The sequence below is a fragment of the Streptomyces sp. NBC_00435 genome, assembly GCF_036014235.1.
GTDB lineage: Bacteria > Actinomycetota > Actinomycetes > Streptomycetales > Streptomycetaceae > Streptomyces.
Map to the genome: position 1 here is coordinate 1,716,272 of NZ_CP107924.1, position 15,192 is coordinate 1,731,463.

The following is a 15,192-nucleotide window of genomic DNA, read 5'->3' on the forward strand; positions in this document are numbered from 1 at the left end:
CGCGTGGCCTGCGGGTCCGGGCAAATTACTGCAGCCTTGAAGGGCTCGCTGACTAGGCAGCGACCTTCGGGGCGTTGACGTCGGCCGGGAGGGCCTTCTGCGCGACCTCGACCAGCGCGGCGAACGCGTTGGGGTCGTTGACGGCCAGCTCGGCGAGGATCTTGCGGTCCACCTCGATGTTGGCGGCGTTGAGACCCTGGATGAGGCGGTTGTACGTCATGCCGTTCTGGCGGGCAGCCGCGTTGATGCGCTGGATCCAGAGCCGACGGAAGTCGCCCTTGCGCTTCTTGCGGTCGTTGAAGTTGTAGACCAGGGAGTGGGTGACCTGCTCCTTGGCCTTGCGGTACAGGCGCGAACGCTGACCGCGGTAACCCTTCGCAGCCTCGAGGATTGCCCGACGCTTCTTGTGCGCGTTTACTGCCCGCTTGACGCGTGCCACTGTGTACTCCTTGTAGCGGGGCCGTGGTTGTCCTCACACGGCCCGAATTCGATGGGGTCCCGGTCTTGACGTCCCGCTCCCGCGAGGGGAGCGGAGAACGTCACTTGCCGAGAAGCTTCTTGATCTTCGCGGCGTCGCCGGGGGCCATCTCCGCGGTGCCGGTGAGGCGGCGGGTGACACGGGACGACTTGTGCTCGAGCAGGTGGCGCTTGCCGGCACGCTCGCGGAGCACCTTGCCGGAGCCGGTGATCTTGAAGCGCTTCTTGGTCCCGCTGTGCGTCTTGTTCTTCGGCATAGCGCCGTTATCTCCTCGTCGGTGGCGCCCCCACCGGCCCTGGTGGGGGCCGGCTCACGGGAGCGTCATGTTGTATCGGTGATCCGAGACGGGCTGCCTCGGAATCAGGCCTCGGCAGGAGCCTCGGGGGAGGCGGCTGCCTCGTCGGGGGCGTCGACCTCGTCGGCCGCCTCGTCGGAGGCGTCCTCGGTGTCCACGTCCTCGGATTCGAGAGCCGCGTTCTCTGCTTCGAGTGCGGCGTCGGCGGCGAGAGCCTCGTCACCACTCTCGTCGCTGACCGAGAGACCCTGGCGCTCGGCCTTGCGAGCGGCCTGCGCCTCGCGGGCTTCGGCCATCGCCTCGGTCTTCTTCTTGTGCGGACCGAGAACCATGATCATGTTTCGGCCGTCCTGCTTCGGGTTCGACTCGATGAACCCGAGGTCCTCGACGTCCGAAGCGAGACGCTGCAGCAGTCGGTAGCCGAGTTCCGGCCTGGACTGCTCGCGACCACGGAACATGATCGTGATCTTGACCTTGTCGCCCTGCTTGAGGAACCGAACGACGTGACCCTTCTTGGTGTCATAGTCGTGCGGGTCGATCTTCGGCCGGAGCTTCATTTCCTTGATGACCGTGTGCGCCTGGTTCTTGCGCGCCTCACGGGCCTTCATGGCCGACTCGTACTTGAACTTGCCGTAGTCCATGAGCTTGCAGACCGGCGGGCGTGCGGACGCCGCGACCTCGACCAGGTCGAGGTCGTACTCCTGCGCGAGCTCGAGCGCCTTCGCAAGCGGCACGATGCCGACCTGCTCACCGCTCGGGCCGACGAGTCGTACCTCGGGAACGCGAATCCGGTCGTTGATGCGGGGCTCGGTGCTGATGGATCCTCCTCGGTAGCACCACACGGCTGCCTGGAGGACAGCCGCTGACGTAATTTCCGTCAGACCGACCGCGGCGGGAAATGAAAAAAGCCCCGCCGGGCACAGGCGGGGGCTCCAATACAACCGGAGCACCGTCGCGTGCGAACCGCGGGGCGCAAAATCGGGCAGCTTTCCATCGTCCGTACGGAACGATGGATACCGCCTGACCGGTGACCCGCCTCCCGTGAGGGTGGCTGGGTGGGAGAATCGGAGCCTCCACTTGTGGGCCGGGCACATAAGTGTCCGGCCGGTCGAAGTACATACTAGCACCCGCGTTGCAAGCCCGCCGCACGGCATATCGTGTGGCACATGACTGACGCGACGCCCTCCGGTTCCACTCCCGCATCCCCGGCCTCTCCCGACTACGACGACATGACCCGCGACATCGCGGACGTGCCGGCCGTCGAGGTCATCACCACGGTGGCCGTCCACCTGCTCAGCGCGGCAGCGGTCAACCTGGGCCTGGACAAGCCCGACTCCGAGCACAAGGACCTCGACGAGGCCCGCAAGCTGATCACCGCCCTGGCCGGCCTGGTCACCGCGAGCGCCACCGAGATCAGCTCCTTCCACGCCGCCCCGCTGCGCGACGGCCTGAAGTCCCTCCAGCTCGCCTTCCGCGAGGCCTCGCTGGTGCAGGACGAGCCGGGGCAGGGCCCGGGCGAGAAGTTCACCGGTCCCGTGTACGCGTAGTCGCCGGAATCACACCGAAGGGGCCCCGGCGGATGCCGGGGCCCCTTTCTGGTCCTTACGGTTCCGCTGATGCCCGTCCGGGGTTCAGCGCGTGAAGAGCGGCTCGCCCGGCGGGACCGGCGCCCCTGCCGGGAGCAGCGCCAGGTCCAGTCCGCCCACGAGGCGTGCGCGCAGGATCTCGTCGGCCGCCAGGGCCTCGGCCACCCGGCGCGCCGCCGCCGTGGCCTGCGGGCCGGCCGCCAGCACGATCGCCAGGGTTCCGTCGGCGTCCGCGCCGCCCGGGCCCAGGTGGGCGCCGAGCACGGCCGGCTCGGCCGCCACGACGGCCCGTACCGCCTCGCGCACGGCGGGGTCGGCGAGCGGACCGGCGTCGGTGCGGCCCTCGGCCAGCGCGCGCAGGGCGGGGCCGGTGAGCTGGTACGGGACCGGGCCGGACAGGTCGAGGACGACGGTGTCGGCCTTCTCGTGCGCGGCGGCGGCCAGGGCCTGGTGCAGCGGGACGGCCACCGGGCGGGCCGCGGGGTCCCACAGGGCCAGCGAGGCGATGGAGGTGAAGGCCGGCAGGGCCCGCCGGTCGCCCGCCCGCAGGGTGGGCACGGCCATGTCGCTGGTCTTCTCGCGCTTGAGGCCGGTCAGGGGGTCGGTCTCGACCTCGCCGAGGACCGCGACGACGGGAACCAGCAGCCGGGCGTCCTTCAGGGCCGCCAGCACCTCCGGCTCCCTGGCTCTGTCCTCGGCCCAGGCGGCCAGGGCCGCGCTCAGCCGGGGGTCGGCGGAGCCGTCGTCGTCGGAGAAGCCGGGGTCGGGGATGTTTTTGTTCGCCACAGTTACCCGACCCTATCCCTCCCCGGGCCCGTACCTCTCCGGGGCTATCCCTCTCCGGGATCCCGCCGCGCCGCCCTGGGCCGCCGTGCCAGTACGCCGGCCAGTACGAGCAGCGCCAGTCCCGCGGCCGCGCCCACCGGGGCGCCGAACCGGGCCCCGCGCTCGGAGCCGCGTACCCGCTCGGGACCGGGACCGAAGTAGGGGCCGGCGGCCGCGACGGGCGAGGGCAGTGGCGTTTCGGGGGACATCCCGTCGGCGGTTTGGAGGGCCGCCACCGGGTCGACCAGCCCGAAGCCGCGGGCGTCGTCGCGGCCGCCGGACGGGGAGTTGGAGGCGGTGTCCTCCAGCAGCTTCTTGATCTGCGCCGGGGACAGATCCGGGTGGGCGGCCCTGACCAGGGCGACCGCGCCGGAGACGAACGCGGAGGCTGCGCTGGTGCCCCAGCCCTCGTAGTAGGAGCGGTCGGGGTCGGCGATGACGACACCGACGCCGGGGGCACTGACGGTGGCGTACCAGTTGCGGGTGGAGAAGGCGGCCTTGCGGCCCTTGCGGTCGACGGCCGTGACGGCGATCACCCCGGGGTAGGCGGCCGGGTAGGAGGCGTGGTCACCCTGCAGGCCGCCGTTCCCGGCGGAGGCGACGACGACCGCTCCCTTGGCGAGGGCGTACTGGACGGCCTCGTCCTCGGCGGCCTCGTGGTGGGCGGAACTGCTGTCGTCGCCCAGGGACAGGTTGATGACGTCGGCACCGTGGTCGGCGGCCCAGCGGATGCCCTCGGCGAGGGCGCCGCCCTTGCTGTCGCGGGCCTTGGTGCGGCCCGGGTCGCCCTCCTCCAGGATCACCCGGACCGGGAGGATCTTCGCCTGGGGGGCGACGCCGAGGACGCCCTTGCGGCGGTTGGCGCCGTGGCCGTGCCCGGCGATGATCCCGGCCATGGCGGTGCCGTGGCGGGCCCAGGCGCGGTCTCCGGGGCCGGCTCCCATCCCGACGAGGTCGGTGCCGTCGAGGACCTGGCCGTCCAGGTCGGGGTGGGCCGGGTCCACCCCGGTGTCGAGGACGGCGACGGTGACCCCCTCGCCCCGGGTGGTCCCCCAGGCCTCTTCGGCGCGCAGGGCCGTCAGTCCCCACTGGCGGTCGCGGATGGCGTCGGCGGCGGCCGGGGGCGCGGCGGTGGCGAGGAACAGGGCACCGAGGGCGAGGGTCGGGACCAGGCGGCGGCCCGGCGGACGCACTCCCCGGCCCGCCGGTCGCGCTCCCCGGCGGCTCATCGGGCGCTCTCCCCGGCGGGGGGCGAGGTCGCGAGGGTCCGCAGGGTGCGCTCCATCAGGGCGGCGACGGCCTTGGCCTCGTGACCGAGTCCCGCCTGGGCCACGGCTCCGGTGGCGTCCTTGCTCATGGTCTCCTCGGCTGGGCTGGGGGCGCCGAGGACACGGCCGTCGGCGAAGGCGGAGACGGTATAGACGACGACGGGGGCCTCGGCGAGCACGGAAGCGGTCCAGGCGGCGCGCCGGTCGTCGGGGAAGCCGTAGCCGGGCGGGGCGGTCAGCCGCCCGCTCAGGGTGTCCATGGCGGGCCCGTCGGCAGGGGTGAAGACCATGCCCACGGTGACGAACGAACTGCGGGTGGCGTCCGTGTAGGTGGCGCGCAGGACGCGGGTGCACCCGGTCGGGGCGAGCAGGGCCCGCCAGTCGGCGGCGAGGGCGGCCGTGCAGTCGGCGTCGGGGGCCAGGGCGATGCGGATCCACGAGCGGTCGGCGCCGCCGGGCCCGGCTCCCTGCCCGTCGAGGACGGGCGGGAAGAGGCTGTCGACGGGGGCGGAGCGCCACAGGGCGCCGGCCTCGCGGTAGGCGGCGTCGGCGGCCACGGGCCGGTGCGCGGCCCGGAGCGCGGTGACGGCCGTGTAGCCGGCGCCACCGACGAGACCGAGGCCGAGGAGGCCGCACAGTGCGGCGGCGAGGACCTTTCCCGGGCGCCGCCGGGGCAGGGCCGGGGACGGGTCTGGTGCGGTCAGGACCCCGTCGTGCGGTGTGGACGTGCTCATCCGGCGGCTCAGCCCCCCGTTCCGTCGGCTGCCTGCCCCCACTTTACGCGCCCGCCGCGGCCCTCCTGCGGCCCCCCGGGAGCGGCCCGCCCCGGCCAGGACCGGGGAATGCCCAGGTGGCCGGCCGGGACGTGCCGCCGGACGTCCGCCCGGTGGCCCGCCGCACGTCCTGCGGGGCGATCCGCACGCCCGTCAGCGGCGGTACGAACGGGTCGGGCTCGGCCGGAGCCCCCTGCGGGGCCTGTGACCCGGCCGCCGGGCGGGATGGTCCGCGAACCCCCTACCCACGGGTACACCCATCTGGCAGGCTGCCGCCCATGAACTCCCCCGCCGCCGACCGGGCCCGTTACGACCGGGCCACCGCCCATCTCGACGCCCCGCTCGCCCTCGTGGATCTGGACGCGTTCGACGCCAACGCCGACGACCTCGTGCGTCGCGCCGGCGGGAAGCCGGTCCGGGTGGCGAGCAAGTCCGTACGCTGCCGCGTACTGCTCGAACGGGTCCTGGCCCGGCCCGGGTTCGCCGGGATCATGTCGTACACCCTCGGCGAATCGATCTGGCTGGCCCGCTCCGGCTTCGAGGACGTGCTGCTCGCCTACCCTTCCGCCGACCGGGCCGGTTTCGCCGAGCTCGCCGCCGACCCGAAGCTGGCCGCCGCGGTCACCGTGATGGTCGACGACCCCGCGCAGCTGGAGCTGATCGACCGGGCCCGCGACGGCGGCGGCCAGGAGGTCCGGGTCTGCCTGGAGCTGGACACCGCCCTGCACCTCTTCGGAGGCAAGGTGCGCGTCGGCGCCCGCCGCTCCCCGCTGCGCGAGCCGGCCCAGCTGGCCGAGCTGGCCCGCGCGGTGAGCGCCCGGCCCGGCTTCCGCGTCGTGGGACTCATGGGGTACGAGGGCCACGTGGCCGGGGTCGGGGACGCGCTCGCCGGGCGTCCGCTGAGGTCGCGGGCCATCCGGCTGATGCAGGGCGCCGCCCGCAAGGAGCTGGCCGCCCGCCGGGCCGAGGCCGTACGCGCCGTCCGCGCCGTGGTCCCCGACCTGGAGTTCGTCAACGGGGGCGGCACCGGCAGCGTCCAGCAGACCGCCGCCGAGGACGCGGTCACGGAGATCGCCGCCGGCTCGGGGCTCTACGTACCGCGGCTCTTCGACAACTACACCTCGTTCAGCGGCCGCCCGGCGGCGCTCTTCGCCCAGCCGGTGGTCCGCCGGCCCGGCGTCGGCGTGGTCACGGTACTCGGCGGCGGGTACCCGGCCTCCGGCGCGCCCGGCGCGGACCGGCTGCCGGTGCCTTACCTCCCCCAGGGCCTGCGCTACGACCCGCAGGAGGGGGCCGGCGAGGTGCAGACCCCGCTGCTCGGCAGCCCGGCCGACGATCTGCTGATCGGCGACCGGGTCTGGTTCCGGCACGCGAAGGCCGGGGAGCTGTGCGAGCGCTTCGACGAGCTGCACCTGGTCCAGGGCGACCGGGTGACGGCCACCGCCCCGACCTATCGGGGCGAGGGCCGCACCTTCCTCTAGGGCCTGCCGTCGAACTCCCGCCTGCCGCGCGACGACTGGAGTTCGACGACTGGTCCTAGCCCTGGAAGACGGAGTCCGTCTGGTCGGGGATGACGCTCGTTTCACCCCGCAGGACGGGCCCCGCGGCGCCGTCGCGGCCGGTGAAGCCGGTGGTCGCGCACGGGTACGGCGCGGCCTTCTGCTTCTTGGGCTGGATGAACATCGGGTTCACGATCCACTTGCCGTCGCTGTTGTCGTAGGCGCGGCACATCAGCTCGTTCTTGTTGCGGTTCACGACGAGCCGCAGCGCGGTCGCGTCCCGCAGGAACGTCACGTCCGTGTCGGAGTCGCCCGCCGCGAACACCTGGCGGCGGGCGGCCGGCTGGACCTTCTCGGCAGCGGCACCGCGGACCCCGAAGATCTCCTTGTTGATCCAGCACCGCTTGCCGTCGATGTACGTGATCATCGTGTCGGCGCCGTCCCGGACGGAGCCGCAGCCCTGCAGGTGGGAGGTGAACTTCCCGCCGCCGGTGGTGGTGTTGCGGATGCCGATGACGTGCTTCGCGTCGACGCCCACGCCCTTGGCCCACACCTCGACGACCGGCTGCGGCGAGGCCGAGCTGATCCAGACGTCGAAGCCGGCCTTCTGCAGACCGGCTATGAGCTCCTTCTGCTGGTCGTAGTAGCGCACCCAGCCGGTGGCTGTGGTGCTGCCGACCTGCTGCTTGGCGTCGACCGGCGCCGCCAGGTTCTCGGCCTGCGCCGCGGCGGCGAAGCCGCGGATCTCGCGGGCGGTCCAGCCCTGCATGAGCTGCGGCAGCCAGGCGTAGGCGGGCTCGATCGTGCGGTGGTCCCAGCCCGCGAAGGCGGCGGCGCCCGCGCGGGTGGCGGCGGTGCCGTAGACGGCGTTCAGCTCGTCGGCGCAGCCGATGCCCGCGGGGGTACCGGTGGGCAGCGGGGCGCCGGGCTTCGCGAGGGTGCCGCAGGCGTCGGCCAGGGCCTTGGCGGCGGCCGGGGTCAGGTAGCGGCTGGTGGTGGTCCAGTCGCCGCCGGCCGGCTGGCGGATCCTGCCGTTGCGCAGCAGCCAGAACATCTGCGCGTCGCCGACGTCGTTCTTGACGACGGTGTTGTCCCAGTCGAAGACCGCGACGGGCTTGTCGCGGCTGGGCCGGTACGGGTTGCACGCGCCGTACTCGTCGATGAGCCGCTGCAGCCGGGCCTGGTTGTCCCCGTACCACTCGGCCTTCAGCCGGGGGGTGGAGCAGTGGGCGCCGGGGCGGGCCGCCTGGGCGGCGGGCGCGGCGGCCACGAGGGTGCCGGCGGCCATCACCACGGCGGCGCCGACGGCCGGGAGCCGTCGTACGGACTTGAGTCGGGTCACTGAGGTGAACTCTCCTGGTTCTTTCACAAGACCATCACGGTCAAGATCGTCGCGGACGGTAGAACACGACAGCCGGGCGTCGTGCGACGCCCGGCTGTCGGGAAGGTGCAGTCCAGGTGAACCCTTGGCGCCGGGTCCGTACCCGGCCCGCGGGCCGGCCTAGAGCGGGGTCACGTACGCGCCGGAGATGCCGCCGTCGACGAGGAAGTCGGTGGCGTTGATGAAGGAGGAGTCGTCGCTGGCGAGGAAGGCGACCGCGGCGGCGATCTCGGTGGGCTCGGCGAAACGGCCCAGCGGGATGTGCACGAGCCGGCGGGCGGCGCGCTCGGGGTCCTTGGCGAACAGCTCCTGCAGCAGCGGGGTGTTGACGGGTCCCGGGCAGAGCGCGTTGACCCGGATGCCCTCGCGGGCGAACTGCACGCCGAGCTCGCGGGACATGGCGAGCACGCCACCCTTGGAGGCGGTGTACGAGATCTGTGAGGTGGCGGCGCCCATCCGGGCGACGAAGGAGGCGGTGTTGATGATGGAGCCCCGGCCCTGGCGCCGCATGTAGGGCAGCGCCGCCTTGCAGCACAGGTAGACGGAGGTCAGGTTGACGTCCTGGACGCGCTTCCAGGCCTCCAGGCCCGTGGTGAGGATGGAGTCGTCGTCCGGGGGCGAGATGCCCGCGTTGTTGAAGGCGATGTCCACGGAGCCGTAGGTGTCGAAGGCGGCCTTGAACAGGGCCTCGACCTCCTCCGGGCTGGTGACGTCGACCTTCACGAAGGTGCCGCCGACCTCCTCGGCCGCGGCCTTGCCCGCGGTCTCGTCGATGTCCCCGCAGACGATGTTGGCGCCTTCGGAGGCCAGCCGCCGGGCGGTGGCGAGGCCGATGCCGCTCCCGGCTCCGGTGATGACGGCGGTACGGCCGACCAGCCGGCGGCAGACGGTCTCTTCGGTGGAACCGGTGGAATCGGTGCTCATGCTGTTCAGGCCTCCGTGCTGATGAAGACGTTCTTGGTCTCGGTGAAAGCGGTGAGGGAGTCCGGTCCGAGCTCGCGCCCGAGCCCGGACTGCTTGTAGCCGCCGAAGGGGGTCCAGTAGCGGACGCTGCTGTGGGAGTTGACCGACAGGTTGCCCGCGGCGACGGCGCGCGAGACGCGCAGCGCGCGGCCCACGTCGCGGGTCCACAGGGAGCCGGCCAGGCCGTAGTCGGTGGCGTTGGCCAGGCGTACGGCGTCCTCCTCGTCCTCGAAGGGCAGGACGACGGCGACGGGCCCGAAGACCTCCTCGGTGGCCACGACGGCGGTGGGGTCGACGTCGGTGACCAGGGTCGGCGGGTACCAGAAGCCGGGGCCCTCGGGAGCGGTGCCGCGGATCACCGTGAGGTCATCGGTGATGTACGACCGTACGCGGTCCAGCTGGACCCGCGAGATGAGCGGCCCCAGCTGCGTCTTCTCGTCGGACGGGTCCCCGACGACCACTTTCTCGATCTCGGGCGCCAGCAACGCCATGAACCGGTCGTACGCGGAGCGCTGTACGAGGATCCGCGTGCGGGCGCAGCAGTCCTGCCCGGTGTTGTCCAGGAAGGACATGGGCGCCGCGGCCGCCGCGGCCTCCAGGTCCGCGTCCGCGAAGACGATGTTGGGGTTCTTGCCGCCCAGTTCGAGGGTGAGCCGTTTCACCCGGTCGGCGCACTTGGCCATGATCTGCTTGCCGGTCCGGGTGGAACCGGTGAACACGATCTTGGCCACGCCCGGGTGCTCGACCAGGGCGTCGCCCGCGACCGCTCCGCGGCCGGGCAGCACCTGCAGGAGGTGCTCGGGCAGCCCGGCCTCCACGGCGAGCTCGGCCAGGCGCAGCGCGGTGAGCGGGGTGGTCTCGGCGGGCTTGAGGATGACCGCGTTGCCGGCGGCCAGGGCGGGCGCGAGGCCCCAGGCGGCGATCGGCATGGGGAAGTTCCACGGGGCGATCACGCCGATGACGCCGAGGGGTTCGAGGAAGGTGACGTCGATGCCGCCGGCGACGGGGATCTGGCGGCCGGAGAGGCGCTCCACTCCCCCGGCGGCGAAGTCGAGTACGTCGCGGACGTTGCCGGCCTCCCACCGGGCGTTGCCGATGGTGTGGCCCGCCTCCCGGACCTCCAGCCGTGCCAGTTCCTCGATGTGCCCGTCGACGACGGAGGCGAAGCGGCGCAGCAGTCTGGCCCGGTCGGCGGGCGCGGCCGCCGCCCAGATCCGCTGGGCGGCGGTGGCCCGTACGACGGCGGCGTCGACGTCGTCCCGTGTGGCGGCCGGGACGACGGCGACGATCTCCTCGGTGGCCGGATTCAAGACTTCCAGCGCGTCGGACACGTGGTGGCCTTTCAGACGTTCGGGTGCGGTGGGTGCGGTGGGTGCGGTAATGCGGTGCGCGGCGACGGCGCAACGGCTCGGGCCCCTACAGGCGCTCGAAGGAGCGGCGCAGTTCCCAGTCGGTCACCGCGGAGTCGTACGCGTCCAGTTCGACACGGGCCATGTTCCGGTAGTGGGCGACGACCTCCGGGCCGAAGGCCGCCTTGGCGATCTCGCTGTTCTCCCAGAGCTCGGCGGCCTCGCGCAAGGTGGTGGGGACGTGCGCGAAGTCGGCGGTGTAGGCGTTGCCGGCGCAGGGATCCGGCAGTTCGAGGCGGTTCTCGATGCCGTAGATCCCGGCCGCGACCAGGCCGGCGACGGCGAGGTACGGGTTGACGTCGCCACCCGGCAGGCGGTTCTCGAAGCGCATGGAGCGGCCGTGGCCGACCACGCGGAGCGCGCAGGTGCGGTTGTCCACGCCCCAGGCGACCGCGGTCGGCGCGAAGGATCCCGGCCGGAAACGCTTGTAGGAGTTGATGTTGGGGGCGTAGAGAAGGGAGAAGTCGCGCAGTGCGGCGAGCTGGCCGGCCAGGAAGTGACGCATCACCGGTGACATACCGCCGTGGGCGTGCGCGTCCGGGCCCTCGCCGGCCATCGCGTTGCGTCCGTCACCGTCGTTGAGCGAGAGGTGGATGTGACAGGAGTTGCCCTCGCGCTCGTCGTACTTGGCCATGAAGGTGAGCGAGACGCCCTCCTGGGCGGCGATCTCCTTCGCGCCGGTCTTGTAGACGGCGTGCTGGTCGCAGGTGAGCAGCGCCTCGTCGTAGCGGAAGGCGATCTCGTGCTGGCCGAGGTTGCACTCGCCCTTGGCCGACTCCACGACCAGGCCGGCGGCCTGCATCTCGTTGCGGATGCGGCGCAGCAGCGGTTCGACGCGGCCCGTCCCGAGGACCGAGTAGTCGATGTTGTACTGGTTGACGGGGGTCAGGCCTCGGTAGTTGGAGTCCCAGGCCTGCTCGTAGGTGTCCTGGAACACCATGAACTCCAGCTCCGTGCCCACCATCGCGGTGTAGCCGTGACCGGCGAGGCGTTCCAGCTGGCGGCGCAGGATCTGGCGGGGCGCGGCGACGACGGGCGAGCCGTCGTTCCAGGCCAGGTCGGCGAGGAGGAAGGCGCTGCCCGGGTTCCAGGGGATCCGGCGCAGGGTGGCGAGGTCGGGGTGCATGGCGAAGTCGCCGTAGCCCCGGTCCCAGGAGGACATCTCGTAACCGTCGACGGTGTTCATGTCCGTGTCGACGGCGAGGAGGTAGTTGCACCCCTCGGTGCCGTGCTCGAGGACCTCGTCGAGGAAGAACTGTGCGGCGAACCGCTTGCCCTGGAGGCGCCCCTGCATGTCGGGGAAGGCCAGGACCACTGTGTCGATCTCACCGCTGGCGACGAGAACACGGAGCTCTTCGGTCGAAAGCGGCGGCTTGCGGTCTACCACGGGATTCTCTCCTTCGGTGAGCCGAGTAGCCCTAAGGTATTGAATAGAACCATTGCTTGGGAAGGGGAGGGGACGAGATGACCGATACGGCGAGCGAGGGCGACGCGATCGCGCGGCTCAATCCCGTACTGCGACAGGTGCGGGCGGGCAACGGTTTCGAGGAGGCGCTGGAACAGATCCTCCAGGTGGTCCGGCTGGGTCTGGTGCCGGGCGGGGAACGCCTTCCGCCCGAGCGCGAGTTGGCGGAGCGGATGGGGATCAGCCGGGTGACGCTCCGCGAGGTGCTGAAGGTGCTCCAGGACCAGGGCCTGGTGGAGGCCCGGCGCGGACGGTACGGAGGAACGTTCGTCCTGCCCCGCCCCGACACGCCGGCCGGGGGCACCGAGGAGGAGCTGCGGCGCCGGGTCGCGGGCGTGGACATCGAGGACGTGCTGCGCTTCCGCGAGGTCCTGGAGGTGGGCGCGGCCGGGCTGTGCGCCTCGCAGGGACTCACGGAACGGGACACGGACCGGCTGCTCGGCGCGCTGACCGCCACCCACGACGCCCCGCTCCCCGACTACCGCCGCCAGGACACGCTCTTCCACCTCACCCTGTGCGAACTCGCCGGATCCGCCACCCTGACGGCCCAGTACGCGGCCGTCCGGGCCACCGTGAACGACCTGCTGGACTGCATCCCGCTGCTGGTGCGCAACCTCGAGCACTCGCAGCAGCAGCACAGCGCACTGGTCGAGGCGGTGCTGGAGCGGGACGCGGACGCGGCTCGCGAGGTGATGCGCGAGCACTGCTGCGGCACGGCGGCGCTGCTGCGGGGGTTCCTGACCTGAGCCCGGGCGCGGCGCGGGGGCGGACCCCGGCCGAGCCGGGGCGGGGCAGGGCGGAGCCGGCGGGGCAGGGCGGAGCGGGGCCGAGGCGGGCCCGGGCACCGGACCGAGAGCTATTCGTAACCCCCGTTTAACGCAGGGGTCTTGCGCCCGCCACGCCGGAACGGCAAAGGTACGCCCCACAACCATTGCCCTAGGCAGGAGCGCACATGGCCGACGACACCGGCGCACGGCTGGCAGCCGTGCCCGAACCCACCACGTCCCTTCAGAACGCCGCCCCCGAGAAGGCCGCCGACGGCTACCTGGAGCGCCGCACCCTGCGCCGCGGCAGCGCGGGCTGGCTGCTGCTGACGGGCCTCGGCGTCGCGTACGTCGTCTCCGGAGACTTCTCAGGCTGGAACGTCGGCCTCGCCCAGGGCGGATTCGGCGGTCTCGCCATCGCCACCGTCCTGATGGGCGCGATGTACGCGTGCCTGGTCTTCTCCCTCGCCGAGCTGTCGGCGATCCTGCCCACCGCCGGCGGCGGTTACGGTTTCGCCCGCCGGGCACTCGGCACCTGGGGCGGCTTCCTCACCGGCACCGCGATACTCATCGAGTACGTGCTCGCCCCGGCGGCCATCGCCATCTTCATCGGCGACTACGTGGAGTCGCTCCACCTCTTCGGCCTGACCTCCGGCTGGCCGGTCTACCTCGCCTGCTTCGTCGTCTTCATCGGCATCCACCTGTGGGGCGTGGGAGAGGCCCTGAGCTTCTCGCTCGTCGTCACCGCCATCGCCGTGATCGCGCTGATCGTCTTCGCGGCCGGCGCCTTCACCGGGTTCGATCCCGCCAACCTGGACGACATCGCTGTCGACACCTCCGCCGCCGGCGCGAGCTCGTGGCTGCCGCTGGGCTTCCTCGGCATCTGGGCCGCGTTCCCCTTCGGCATGTGGTTCTTCCTCGGCGTCGAAGGCGTCCCGCTGGCCGCCGAGGAGGCCAAGGACCCGGTGCACTCCGTACCGCGCGCCCTGTCGATCTCCATGGGCATCCTGGTCCTGCTCGCCCTGGTCACCTTCCTCGCCTCGACCGGTGCGCGCGGAGCCGACGCCATCAAGGACGCGGGCAACCCGCTGGTCGTCGCCCTGGAGGGCGACCCCGGACTCTCCTGGCTGAAGACCTTCGTCAACTACGCGGGCCTGGCCGGCCTCGTGGCCTCCTTCTTCTCCCTCATCTACGCCGGCTCCCGCCAGCTGTTCGCCCTCTCGCGGGCCGGCTACCTCCCCCGCTTCCTGTCCCTGACCTCGAAGCGCAAGGCCCCGTACCTGGGCCTGCTCATCCCGGGTGCCATCGGCTTCGCACTGGCCGCCGCCACCGGCAACGGCCCGCGCATGCTGAACATGGCGGTGTTCGGCGCGACCATCTCCTACGCCCTGATGGCCCTCTCCCACATCGTGCTGCGCCGCCGCGAGCCCGGCCTGGAGCGCCCGTACCGCACGCCGGGCGGCATCGTGACCTCCTCGGTGGCCTTCGTGCTCGCCCTGTCGGCCCTGGTCGCCACCTTCCTGGTGGACAAGGACGCGGCCTTCATCGCCCTGGCCGTGTACGCCGTCGCCCTCGCCTACTTCGCGTTCTACAGTCGGCACCACCTCGTGGCCTCCGCGCCGGAGGAGGAGTTCGCGGCCCTGGCGGAAGCCGAGGCCGAGCTTTCCCGCGACTGATCCCCAGCCCCTCACCCCTGGAGGTATCCACCGTGCCCAGGCCGCTCATCGGCATCACCACCTACGTCGAGGCATCCACCCGCTACGGCGTGTGGGACGTCCCGACCGCCCTCGTCCCCACCGGGTACTACGAACTCGTGCAGGCGGCGGGCGGCACCGCCGTCCTGCTCCCGCCGGACGACCCGGAGGCGGCGGCGGAGGTGCTGGACCGACTGGACGGCCTGGTGGTGGCGGGCGGCCCGGACGTGGACCCGGTCCGCTACGGCGCCCCGCGCGATCCCCGTACGGGCGCGCCGGCGACCCAGCGCGACGAGTGGGAGCTCGCGCTGATCACCGCGGCACTGGCCGCGCGCACCCCGCTGCTCGGGATCTGCCGGGGCATGCAGGCCCTGAACGTGGCGCTGGGCGGGACGCTGGTCCAGCACATCGACGGCCACGCGGCGGGCCCGGGGGTCGTCACCCGGCACCCGGTCCGCCCGGTCCCGGGCACGCTGTACGCCTCGCTGGTCCCGGAGCAGTCGCAGGTCCCGACCTACCACCACCAGGCCGTCGACCGCCTGGGCCGCGGCCTCGTCGCCTCGTCCCACGCCCTGGACGGCACGGTGGAGTCGATCGAGCTCCCCGACCCCGCCCACTGGGCCCTGGGCGTCCAGTGGCACCCGGAACGCGACGAGGACACCCGGGTCATGTCGGCCCTGGTCGCGGCGGCGATGTCCCACACACCCACCCCCGCCCCGGTCTGACCCACGCCCCCTCACCGCCCGCCCTCACCGCCCCCGCTCGGCCCCCGCGGGCCCCGCACGGCCATGC

At 72.5% G+C, this 15,192-nt stretch carries 15 protein-coding genes; 5 read left to right on the top strand and 10 right to left on the bottom strand.

The window, feature by feature from the left end; genetic code table 11:
- Window positions 1–52: 52 nt before the first annotated feature.
- The 3 genes from rplT to infC all read right to left on the bottom strand — a co-directional run bounded on the left by rplT (window position 53) and on the right by infC (window position 1,615).
- Window positions 53–439 (bottom strand): 50S ribosomal protein L20, encoded by a 387-nt coding sequence (gene rplT / locus OG389_RS07855; RefSeq protein WP_112446980.1) that lies wholly within the window; start codon window positions 437–439, stop codon window positions 53–55.
- Window positions 440–539: 100 nt separating this feature from the next.
- Window positions 540–734, bottom strand: a complete 195-nt coding sequence (rpmI, locus tag OG389_RS07860; protein ID WP_030157249.1) for a 50S ribosomal protein L35 — start codon at window positions 732–734, stop codon at window positions 540–542.
- A gap of 104 nt (window positions 735–838) precedes the next feature.
- Complete coding sequence (gene infC / locus OG389_RS07865; protein ID WP_328297740.1) at window positions 839–1,615, bottom strand: translation initiation factor IF-3; 777 nt, start codon at window positions 1,613–1,615, stop codon at window positions 839–841.
- 324 nt (window positions 1,616–1,939) lie between these two features.
- Between infC and OG389_RS07870 the strand changes: the two genes are divergently transcribed.
- The gene (locus OG389_RS07870; RefSeq protein WP_328297741.1) at window positions 1,940–2,320 is read left to right on the top strand and encodes a DUF1844 domain-containing protein; all 381 of its coding nucleotides are present in this window, start codon (window positions 1,940–1,942) and stop codon (window positions 2,318–2,320) included.
- Window positions 2,321–2,404: 84 nt separating this feature from the next.
- Here OG389_RS07870 and OG389_RS07875 read toward each other — a convergent pair whose 3' ends face one another.
- Genes OG389_RS07875 through OG389_RS07885 form a run of 3 tightly spaced genes read right to left on the bottom strand, consistent with a single transcriptional unit; the run spans window position 2,405 to window position 5,186 of the window.
- Window positions 2,405–3,145, bottom strand: coding sequence for an SseB family protein (locus OG389_RS07875; RefSeq protein WP_328297742.1), 741 nt, complete (start codon window positions 3,143–3,145; stop codon window positions 2,405–2,407).
- A gap of 44 nt (window positions 3,146–3,189) precedes the next feature.
- On the bottom strand, window positions 3,190–4,413 hold the full coding sequence (gene mycP / locus OG389_RS07880; protein WP_328297743.1) for a type VII secretion-associated serine protease mycosin: 1,224 nt from the start codon (window positions 4,411–4,413) through the stop codon (window positions 3,190–3,192).
- A complete protein-coding gene (locus OG389_RS07885; RefSeq protein WP_328297744.1) occupies window positions 4,410–5,186 on the bottom strand; it encodes a hypothetical protein in 777 nt (258 codons plus the stop codon). Before OG389_RS07885 ends, mycP begins: the two co-directional genes overlap by 4 nt.
- A 317-nt stretch (window positions 5,187–5,503) precedes the next feature.
- Between OG389_RS07885 and OG389_RS07890 the strand changes: the two genes are divergently transcribed.
- Window positions 5,504–6,706: an amino acid deaminase/aldolase gene (locus OG389_RS07890; RefSeq protein ID WP_328297745.1), complete on the top strand. Its 1,203-nt coding sequence runs from the start codon at window positions 5,504–5,506 to the stop codon at window positions 6,704–6,706.
- A gap of 55 nt (window positions 6,707–6,761) precedes the next feature.
- Here the strand turns inward: OG389_RS07890 and OG389_RS07895 are convergent, their stop codons facing one another.
- The 4 genes from OG389_RS07895 to OG389_RS07910 all read right to left on the bottom strand — a co-directional run bounded on the left by OG389_RS07895 (window position 6,762) and on the right by OG389_RS07910 (window position 11,864).
- Window positions 6,762–8,066 carry a haloacid dehalogenase-like hydrolase gene (locus tag OG389_RS07895; protein WP_328297746.1) on the bottom strand — a complete coding sequence of 435 codons (1,305 nt, stop codon included), beginning with the start codon at window positions 8,064–8,066 and terminating at the stop codon, window positions 6,762–6,764.
- A 159-nt stretch (window positions 8,067–8,225) separates the two neighbouring features.
- Window positions 8,226–9,029: a 3-oxoacyl-ACP reductase gene (locus OG389_RS07900; RefSeq protein ID WP_328297747.1), complete on the bottom strand. Its 804-nt coding sequence runs from the start codon at window positions 9,027–9,029 to the stop codon at window positions 8,226–8,228.
- A gap of 5 nt (window positions 9,030–9,034) precedes the next feature.
- Window positions 9,035–10,399, bottom strand: coding sequence for an aldehyde dehydrogenase family protein (locus OG389_RS07905; RefSeq protein WP_328297748.1), 1,365 nt, complete (start codon window positions 10,397–10,399; stop codon window positions 9,035–9,037).
- An 85-nt stretch (window positions 10,400–10,484) separates the two neighbouring features.
- Window positions 10,485–11,864, bottom strand: coding sequence for a glutamine synthetase family protein (locus tag OG389_RS07910; RefSeq protein WP_328297749.1), 1,380 nt, complete (start codon window positions 11,862–11,864; stop codon window positions 10,485–10,487).
- A 77-nt stretch (window positions 11,865–11,941) separates the two neighbouring features.
- Between OG389_RS07910 and OG389_RS07915 the strand changes: the two genes are divergently transcribed.
- The 3 genes from OG389_RS07915 to OG389_RS07925 all read left to right on the top strand — a co-directional run bounded on the left by OG389_RS07915 (window position 11,942) and on the right by OG389_RS07925 (window position 15,125).
- Window positions 11,942–12,688, top strand: coding sequence for a FadR/GntR family transcriptional regulator (locus OG389_RS07915; protein ID WP_328297750.1), 747 nt, complete (start codon window positions 11,942–11,944; stop codon window positions 12,686–12,688).
- A gap of 206 nt (window positions 12,689–12,894) precedes the next feature.
- Window positions 12,895–14,382: an ethanolamine permease gene (gene eat, locus OG389_RS07920; RefSeq protein WP_328297751.1), complete on the top strand. Its 1,488-nt coding sequence runs from the start codon at window positions 12,895–12,897 to the stop codon at window positions 14,380–14,382.
- Between the two features lie 32 nt (window positions 14,383–14,414).
- Entirely contained in the window at window positions 14,415–15,125 is a 711-nt protein-coding gene (locus OG389_RS07925; protein ID WP_328297752.1) for a gamma-glutamyl-gamma-aminobutyrate hydrolase family protein, read from the top strand.
- The last annotated feature ends 67 nt before the right edge of the window (window positions 15,126–15,192 follow it).